This is a genomic window from Candidatus Streptomyces philanthi (assembly GCF_059553635.1).
The window spans coordinates 1-4680 of record NZ_JCANQV010000376.1 but is presented as its reverse complement, the minus strand read 5'-3'; the positions used below and the strand labels follow the sequence as shown (position 1 = coordinate 4680).

At 72.1% G+C, this 4680-nt stretch carries 5 protein-coding genes; all 5 read right to left on the bottom strand.

From position 1 onward, the window contains the following. A partial coding sequence (locus AC51EU_RS27195; RefSeq protein WP_496269735.1) for an NADH-quinone oxidoreductase subunit 5 family protein occupies positions 1-1548 on the bottom strand: 1548 nt, incomplete at its 3' end. Beyond that, positions 1545-1910: an NADH-quinone oxidoreductase subunit NuoK gene (gene nuoK / locus AC51EU_RS27190; RefSeq protein ID WP_496269734.1), complete on the bottom strand. Its 366-nt coding sequence runs from the start codon at positions 1908-1910 to the stop codon at positions 1545-1547. The genes AC51EU_RS27195 and nuoK, both read right to left, overlap by 4 nt. Further along, on the bottom strand, positions 1910-2497 hold the full coding sequence (locus AC51EU_RS27185) for an NADH-quinone oxidoreductase subunit J family protein (RefSeq protein ID WP_496269733.1): 588 nt from the start codon (positions 2495-2497) through the stop codon (positions 1910-1912). The genes nuoK and AC51EU_RS27185 overlap by 1 nt, the downstream gene beginning before the upstream one ends. Next, positions 2494-3015 (bottom strand): 4Fe-4S binding protein, encoded by a 522-nt coding sequence (locus tag AC51EU_RS27180; RefSeq protein WP_496269736.1) that lies wholly within the window; start codon positions 3013-3015, stop codon positions 2494-2496. Before AC51EU_RS27180 ends, AC51EU_RS27185 begins: the two co-directional genes overlap by 4 nt. Positions 3016-3087: 72 nt before the next feature. After that, positions 3088-4053 carry a complex I subunit 1/NuoH family protein gene (locus AC51EU_RS27175; protein ID WP_496269732.1) on the bottom strand — a complete coding sequence of 322 codons (966 nt, stop codon included), beginning with the start codon at positions 4051-4053 and terminating at the stop codon, positions 3088-3090. Between the last annotated feature and the right edge of the window lie 627 nt (positions 4054-4680).

Here is a 4680-nt window from a genome sequence, read left to right as displayed (position 1 = left end):
GGCGTGGACGGCCAGGGCGCCGGCGAGGGCGAGCCCGGTGCCCAGGACGGTGGTGGTGGCCTGGGGGGCGAGGGAACGCCCGTCGAACCAGTCCGGGAGATACGGGGCGGCGACGCCGAGGCCGACGGTGGGGACGAACAGCACCCACAGCACGGCGGTCATGGTGACCGGCTGCCGCCCGTGGTCCGGGGGCGCCTCGGTGCCGGAGCCGCGGAAGACCATCAGCCACAGGCGGGTGGCGTAGGCCGCGGTGAGGAAGGCGGTGAGCAGTCCCGCGACGAGGACGATCCACCCGGCGGTGCCGGGGACGCCGTGCGCCGTACCCGTGGTGGCGTGCTCGGCGGCGCCCAGCACGGCCTCCTTGGAGAAGAAGCCGGAGAACGGCGGGATCGCGGCGAGCGCGAGCAGGGCGACGGTGAACGTCCAGGCGGCGTCCGGGATCCGCCGGGCCAGGCCGCTCATCCGGGCCATGGCGGCCAGCGAGTTGGTGCCCGCGGCATGGATGATCACGCCGGCGCCGAGGAAGAGGAGGGCCTTGAACGCGCCGTGCGACAGCAGGTGGAAGACGGCGGCGCCGCGGTCGCCTACGGCCAGCGCGCCGGTCATGTAGCCGAGCTGGCCGACGGTCGAATAGGCCAGGACGCGTTTGATGTCGTCCTGGGCGAGCGCCGCGAGGGCGGAACCGACCATGGTGACGGCGGCCATCACGGCGAGCACGACGAGCGCGGCCGCGGAGGCGGCGAAGACGGGCAGGAGACGGGCGACGACATAGACACCGGCCGCCACCATCGTGGCGGCGTGGATCAGCGCCGAGACCGGTGTCGGGCCGGCCATCGCGTCGGGGAGCCAGGTGTGCAGCGGGAACTGCGCCGACTTCCCCGCGACGCCCGCCAGCAGGAGGAGGGCGATCAGCGTGGGGTGGTCGAGGCCGTCGCGGGTGACGGAGCCGAGGATGCCGGTGATGCGGAAGGTCCCGGTGTCGGCGGCGAGCGCGAAGATGCCGAAGAGGAAGGGGACATCACCGAGCTTGGTGACGAGGAACGCCTTGAGGGAGGCGGCGCGGGCGGCCTCGGTCTCCCAGTAGTGGCCGACGAGGAAGTACGAGCAGATGCCCATCACTTCCCAGCCGACCAGCAGCACCATCAGGTCGCCGGTGTAGACGACGAGCAGCATCGCGGAGGTGAACAGGGAGACCAGCGCGGCGTAGGAGGGGTAGCGCGGGTCCTCGCGCAGATAGCCGGTCGAGTAGATCTGCACACAGCTCGCGACGACCGCGACGAGCACGGCGATCAGCGCGGCGAAGCCGTCGATGTGCAGGGCGAGGTCGATGGGGACCGAGCCGGTCGGGGTGAGCCGGGTGGCCGCGTCGACGGGCGCTCCGCCGCCCTGCCGGACGGCCACGAGGACGGCGAGCACGGTCGCGGCGAGCGTCGGCAGTACGGCCAGCGGCTGGGTGAAACCGGGTGCCCGGCGGCCGAGGAGCAGGCCCGCGACGGCCCCGAGGAAGGGCAGCAGCGGGACGAGGACGGCGGTGGTCGGGAGCGTCACGCGGCGGCCTCCGCCCGGGTGTCCGACTGGGGGGATGTGCCGTCCGCCCCGTCGGGGTGTTCGGCGAGGTCGCGCAGCCGGTCGATGTCGGCGACACCGCGATTGCGGTGGACGAGCAGCACGATCGCCAGGCCGATGCCGATCTCGGCGGCGGCGATGGCGATGGTGAAGAGGGTGAGGGCCTGGCCGGCGTGCAGGGTGTCGCGCAGCCAGACGTCGAAGGCGACGAGGTTGAGGTTGACGGCGTTGAGCATCAGCTCGACGGACATCAGCACCAGGATCGCGTTGCGGCGGGCGAGCACGCCGTACAGCCCGGTGCAGAAGAGGAGGACGGCGAGGACGGCGGGGTAGACGAGATGCATCAGCGCTGTTCCTCCCGCTGGGCGGCGGCCGGGACGCCGTCGGCGGACGCCGCGTCACGCTTCTTCCGCGACAGGACGATCGCGCCCACCAGCGCGGCGAGCAGCAGCACGGACAGCGCCTCGAACGGCAGCACCCAGTACTGGAACAGGCTGCGTCCGGTCACCTCCGTACTGCCCTGGACGGTGTCGAGACGGATCCAGGTGGTCCGGAACGCGTCGGCGACCACCCACACGAGGGTGACGGCCGCCGCGCCGGCGACCAGCAGCGCGGCCCAGCGGTTGCCGGAGTCGGCGTCCGGCGACGGCCCGATGGGTGCCTTGGTGAGCATCAGCCCGAACAGCAGGAGGACGACGACGGAACCGACGTAGATCAGTACCTGTACCCAGGCGATGAACTCCGCCGTCAGCAGCAGGTACTCGACGGCGACCCCGCCGAGCGCGACGACCAGCCACAGCGCGGCGTGCACCAGTTGCCGGGTGGTGACGGTGACGACGGCCGCGCCGAGGGTGACAAGGCCGACGAGAAGGAAGACGATCTCGACCCCGGAGGGCGAGAGGAAGCCGTGGCCTGCGGCGGCGAGCGTCACGATGCCTCCCCGGGGGTCTGCGGTGGTTCCTGGTCCTGGCGGGCGGCCGCTTCCTGGGCGGCGAGCTTGTCCGCGGTCTTGCGGGCGGCCGCGATCTCCTTCGGTTCCTCGGCCGCGGGGTCGAGGGGCGGGGGCTCGGGCACCGTCCACATCCACTCGCGGAGCCTGTCGCGCTCATGCGTCAGTTCGCGGATGTCCGTCTCGGCGTACTCGAACTCCGGCGACCAGAAGAGGGCGTCGAACGGGCAGACCTCGACACAGATGCCGCAGTACATGCACAGCGCGAAGTCGATGGCGAAACGGTCGAGAACGTTGCGGCTGCGCTCGCGCCCGCCGGGGGTGGCCGCCGGCACCGTCTCCTTGTGGGAGTCGATGTAGATGCACCAGTCGGGGCACTCGCGGGCGCACAGCATGCAGACCGTGCAGTTCTCCTCGAACAGCCCGATGACGCCGCGGGTGCGCGGCGGGAGGTCGGGCTGGACGTCCGGGTACTGCGCGGTGACCGACCGTTTCGTCATCGTCCGCAGGGTGACGGCGAGGCCCTTGGCCAGCCCCGATCCCGGGCGGCCGGTCTTCTTCTCCGCAGGCACTTACGCGGTCACCACCTTGATGACGCCGGTGAGGGCGATCTGAGCGAGGGCGAGCGGGATCAGCACCGTCCAGGCGAGCTTCTGCAACTGGTCCTCGCGCAGCCGCGGGTAGGTCACCCGCAGCCAGATGACGACGAAGGCGAGTACCGCGGTCTTCAGCAGCGTCCACAGCCAGCCGAGGCCGTCCGCGCCGAACGGCCCGTGCCAGCCGCCGAGGAAGAGGACGGTGGTCAGCGCGCAGAGCACCACGATGCCCGCGTACTCGGCGAGCAGGAACAGCGCGAACCGCAGACCGGTGTACTCGGTGTACGAACCGAAGATGATCTCCGAGTCGGCGACCGGCATGTCGAACGGCGGCCGTTGCAGTTCGGCGAGCCCCGCGACGAAGAACACCACCCCGCCGACGAGCTGCCACGGCACCCACCACCAGTGGAAGGCGTCGAGGATGCCCGGCAGCGAGAGCGTCCCGGCCGCCATCGCGACGGAGGCCGCCGCGAGCAGCATCGGCAGTTCGTACGCGAGCAGCTGTGCCGCCGTCCGCAGGCCGCCGAGCAGCGAGAACTTGTTGGCCGACGCCCAGCCCGCCATGATCGAACCGAGGACGCCGACGCCCATCACCGCGAGCACGAAGAAGACACCCGCGTCGAGCGCCTGCCCGACCGCGTTGCCCGGCCCGACCGGGATCGCGACGAGGACCAGCAGATACGGCAGCAGTGCCACCGCGGGCGCGAGCTGGAAGACCCGCCGGTCGGCGCCGGCCGGGACGATGTCCTCCTTCTGCGCGAACTTCACCCCGTCGGCGACCAGCTGCGCCCACCCGTGGAAGCCACCCGCGTACATCGGCCCGAGCCGGCCCTGCATATGGGCCATCACCTTGTGCTCGGTCTGCCCGATCACCAGCGGAAGAACGAGAAACGCGGCGAAGATGGCGACGAGCCGCAGCCCGATGGCGAGAGCGTCACTCATGGGTGTCGCCTCCTGGCTCGTCGGACGGCTTCGATTTCGGCTCGGCGGACGGCCCAGGCTTCGGCTCGCGTTCGCCGGACGGCACGGAATCCGGTTCCGGTGCGGGTGCGGCCGTGGGTGCGGTGGCCGGCCCGGGGCCCGCTCCCGTTTCCGGGGCGGGCTTCGCCGTTTCCTCCTTCGCCCCTTCCTCCGTCTTCTCGTCCGTGGGCGCGAAGGCGGGACGGGCGTGGTGCCAGGGGGCGTCCGAGGATCGCGCGGGCCGTGGGGACCGCGGGGTCCGGGGTGCCTGTCCGGCCTTGGAGGACGACGAGCCCTCGGAGGGCTGCGGTGCACCTGAGGTCTGCTGTGCCCCGGAAGTCTTCGGCGTATCCGAGGTGCCCGACGCATCCGAGATGCCCGGCGTACCCGAAGCCCCCGACGTACCGGCCCCCCGGTCGGCCGACGGGGTCTCCCCCGCCGTCTCCCCGGCCACTTCCTTCTCCGCTGCCACGCGTTGGCTCGCCGAACCGGCGCTCGCCGACCGCATACGCCGGGCGGGACGCTCCGGCCGCGCCGGACGCCCGGCCCCCGCGGCACCGGCGCTCACAGCCCCGGCACCACCAGCACCAGCAGCACCACCCACCGTTC